This window comes from Erythrobacter sp., from assembly GCF_038133525.1.
Classification (GTDB): Bacteria; Pseudomonadota; Alphaproteobacteria; order Sphingomonadales; family Sphingomonadaceae; genus Qipengyuania.
Genome location: NZ_JAYPTL010000026.1, coordinates 1 through 3953, shown reverse-complemented (window position 1 = coordinate 3953; position 3953 = coordinate 1). Strand labels below are relative to the sequence as shown.

Annotated in this window: 4 protein-coding genes; all 4 read right to left on the bottom strand. The window is 52.5% G+C overall.

Annotated features, from left to right (window positions below; translation table 11 throughout):
- Positions 1-789, bottom strand: a 789-nt coding sequence (locus AAFM29_RS08580; RefSeq protein WP_341712390.1) for an NAD-dependent epimerase/dehydratase family protein, incomplete at its 3' end; no start/stop codon positions are given.
- Positions 776-2509 (bottom strand): thiamine pyrophosphate-binding protein, encoded by a 1734-nt coding sequence (locus AAFM29_RS08575; RefSeq protein WP_341712389.1) that lies wholly within the window; start codon positions 2507-2509, stop codon positions 776-778. The genes AAFM29_RS08575 and AAFM29_RS08580, both read right to left, overlap by 14 nt.
- A complete protein-coding gene (locus AAFM29_RS08570; RefSeq protein WP_341712388.1) occupies positions 2506-3222 on the bottom strand; it encodes a hypothetical protein in 717 nt (238 codons plus the stop codon). The genes AAFM29_RS08575 and AAFM29_RS08570 overlap by 4 nt, the downstream gene beginning before the upstream one ends.
- Positions 3223-3224: 2 nt before the next feature.
- Positions 3225-3929: an aldolase/citrate lyase family protein gene (locus AAFM29_RS08565; RefSeq protein ID WP_341712387.1), complete on the bottom strand. Its 705-nt coding sequence runs from the start codon at positions 3927-3929 to the stop codon at positions 3225-3227.
- Between the last annotated feature and the right edge of the window lie 24 nt (positions 3930-3953).

The following is a 3953-nucleotide window of genomic DNA, read 5'->3' as shown; positions in this document are numbered from 1 at the left end:
AAATAGCAAAGTCTGGGGACCATTTGCTGCAAGCAGCTGCATCAGCGCTAGCGACACTAATTCGCGGATTGCGACATAACTGCGCACCACTTCGTATGGCGCACGAACTTTGATGTCCCTTCCCGCCAAAGAGTCCAATATGAAACTCGCCAGAGCGTAGGTTTCATGTTTGTTTATGAAAGGCCCTGATACGCTGTATATCCGCGTGATAACAACACGACGATCATCCTTGTTTCTCGCCCAAGTCGAGAAAAGCAGTTCATCTTCAGCTTTGAGTTGCCCGTATATTCTGAGATCTTCGGCCGCGTCGTTATCTTCAGCAAGTGCCGCTGCGCCAGAAGAGGCGACGAAAAGTCTATCGACTCCCACTTCATCTAGGCATTGGCGGATTTGCGTCGATAACGCGCGATTCATCGCAACATAATCGTCACGTGCCATGCCTGCGACTTTATCCTTTGTCAGGAAAGCAAGGTGAAACATCATCGTCGGGCGAGTTTGCAACTGCCTCAGGTCTAACAACGGCCTCTGTTCGACCTCGACTCCGCCTCCGATCTTAATTCTTCGCATCCTAGATCCGAAGCATGCGACTCGTGCAAAAAATTGGTCTGCTCCAAGCGCCGCATAGAGACCCGCAAGCAGGACTCGCCCGATCCAGCCACTCGCACCAACGATGAGGATCCGCCGATCATCTGCGCGAACCGCATTACGCGCATGCGGATCAAGTGCGACTGCAGAGTCAAGTGTGACAGAACTCATCATTTTGTCTTGATGCCAATCAAGCTTCGCCAACGTAATCAATTTCGGGAGTCATTCGATCAATCGGATTCGATTCCATCGAGCCAGTCGCCGTCAATCTGCTGGAAATCTTTGGAAAGTAGGTCTGTTCCGGATCGACAGGCACAATAAACGCTTGGACTCCGGAGGCATTCAGCCGACTGCACACATCCGGATCGTCTACAAAACAAACTGGCAAACGAAGGACCGGAATGTCCCAGGCTGCAAACAACCTCTCCCACTGTGGGAGCCCGAGGCCAGAACGAGTGTCACAACCCAGATACTTACCATCGAAGTAATTGCGTTGGGTCATGCGGATGGAGGCATGACCCTGGTCGTCGAATATGAATATCTTTAGGTTGAGATCGTTGATCTTAGCAGTCCCAAGTTCCTGCATATTCTGGGCAAACCCTCCGTCACCTTCGATCAGAATGGTTCTGCGACCCTTGCCTCCTATTGCTGCTCCAATAGCACCAGAAAGACCATAACCCATCGATGCGAGCGACTTGTTGGTAATGATCCGTTGCCCCAGCCTTTGCTTGAACAGCTGCATTGAAAGCGTGAACGCGCTTCCGCTGGAACATGGAATGATCAAGTCGTCCGAATTTGTAAGGGTTTCGAGCTGAAGGATGAAATCGTAGGGTGAGAGATATCCCTCGCCTGTATTGTTCACATCCTCGACGCGAGGGACTAGAGAACGAACGCGTCGGCCATGTTCAAGCCACTTTGGCTTACTAGCTGGATCCAAATTGATAAAACGCTGAAAGAAATCATTGGCATCGGCATTGACTGGCAAGTCAATGCGAGGGTGCCCTTTTGAAAGTTCGGCAGGATCAATCTCAACCTGAACGATCTGTGCGTCACGACCGAACTCCTGCCAATTGAAGCCCGTCTGCTGGAGTCCAAGTCGAGTGCCCAGCGCAACAATCAGGTCAGCTTCCTGGATGAGGATGTTCGCGCTCCGCTGTCCCCAAGTGTTGGGCCGGCCGAGATAGTAAGGGGCATCTCCATCGATCCGATCAGCACCGTTGTATGTTGTCATCACTGGCAGCTGCAAGGCATCCAACTTAGCGCGCAGGCTATCGACAGCCGTCAACTCGACACCACCCCCCAAAAGTAAGACAGGTCGCTCTGAATTGGCCCACAATCGCGCGACCTCCTCGACCGTATCCTGATCCGCCTTAGGCAGCTCGGGCTTCAGAAGTTGCGGCAAAAACTCTTCGTCACGCTGAGCTGCTTGCACATCGAGCGGAAACTCAATGAAGACCGGCCCCATACGAGGGGTCCAGCTAGGCTCGATCATAGCAAGAAATTCTGCCGCACTAACCGGAAATTCCAAACGTGTCGACAGCTTGGTTGTGGATTCCATCAGTGACACGCCGTCAATTTCTTGGATCCCACGAGATCGAATTTCGCCACGTGCCAGATCGGCAGTTTTCACCTGGCCACCAATAACAAGGAGCTCGCGACTCTCCAGCCACGCTCCACTAACAGCGGTCACAATGTTGGTTTGACCCGGACCAGCTGTAACGAGAGCCAAGGCCTTACGAGGCGCCGCTATGACATTGAAATATTCCGCCGCAATGCCGGCAGCCACCTCGTGAACTACCGGCACCCCGACAAGGTACCTGTCGAGGCTCTCTGTCAGGTGCATGATATTGCCACCACCCACGTAGAAATAGTGAGTGTAGCCCGCGGCTGCCAGCCACGCACCAACCTGGTCGCTGTACTTCATGCAGCTACCGCAAGCTTTTGACGTTTGGACAGTGCGATGAGTGAACGGAACAATGTCATAACCTGATGCTCACTAAGGCTGCCAGGAGTATTGCGATCATAACCCCAATCGGCATGCAGCGGGAGGTGGACTGCGCCTTCGAATGGCTCAAGATGGCTGTTCATGTCATCGAGATAAACAGTTAGGTGAGCGCCCTTTTCAAGCCAACCATTGGCTCTCGCGACCTCACGCTTGCTACCCGCTTTTCGAATGTCTTCCTGCCCAAAGACCGGGACCACATCCGCATCATGGAACTGCAGTGTTTGCCTGATCGACTGTATGTTCCGCGTCGATAGTATTGCGAACTGCGTTGGATGCTCCAACAGCAACGGCTTGAGACGTAAGAAAAAATCGTACGGAGGCATCGATTTGGGCCATTCAGGATCCTGCATCAGTTCTTTGCGCGCGGCAAAGAAGCGACGCGCGAACTCCCAGTCATCAGCATTGGGTTCAACTAGATGCAAAGCCTCGCGTTGGACTTGGCTGGTTCTGCTAAAAAGGCGGCGATACTGCCATGCATCAGTCACAACAGAGCGAAACGCGAGGAACTCATCGTACTCCACATCCTGCCGATATGCGTCGTCGGATGACACAACTTTGCGTGAAACCGTAAAGGCTTCATATGCGCTGTTGAACAGCACACCGTCAAAGTCGAGGATAAAGAGAACATCCATGATCAAAGCCTCGCATTGATCTGTTCGACGCGCTCACTTGCAGCATGGGCTATAGCTCCATGATAGCTCACCTGCGACTGAAGTAACGCTGTCTCGATGGCAAATGCATCAACGAGCGATTGCGGCTCAAGAAACGCTTCCACCGACATTACGCACTTACGTGTTTCGACTGCCGCAATCAGCTCCCTTAGCTCACCATCATTCATTAGTCGTTGACGTGTTGCGCCACCGACCGAGCCGCCAACAGTGGTTTTAAGCCCACGCCGACGAGCTGCCATGGCGACTTTCTTGACCATTGCTATGGTCTCATCGGAGTCAACGCCTGAGCCACCAAAACTCGCCGTCAGATCAGTGCGTCCAACAGTAACTTCGGACAGCTTCGTTCCTGCATCAAGCAGCTCTTCGATCCGTTCGACTGCGTGCACGGTTTCAATTGTCACACCTATATGATCGAATGCGCCGTCGGGGATCATGCTCATATACTTTGACATGGCAAACCCGCTTTCAATCATTGGAGCGACCACGTCGCGCACTCCGATTTGTTGCAGGAAACGAATGTCCGATTTTGCCTCGCAACCCCCTATCTTAACGAGATATCCAACTCCATGTCGGGCTGCAAAAATGACTTCACTCGCTAGAGCATCACGGGGCAGGCCTTCAGCTTCGAACTCGCCCTTTAGGCGTGAAATTTTTGAGAAATCGAGCATAACTACTAACTTTCGGAACTAAGC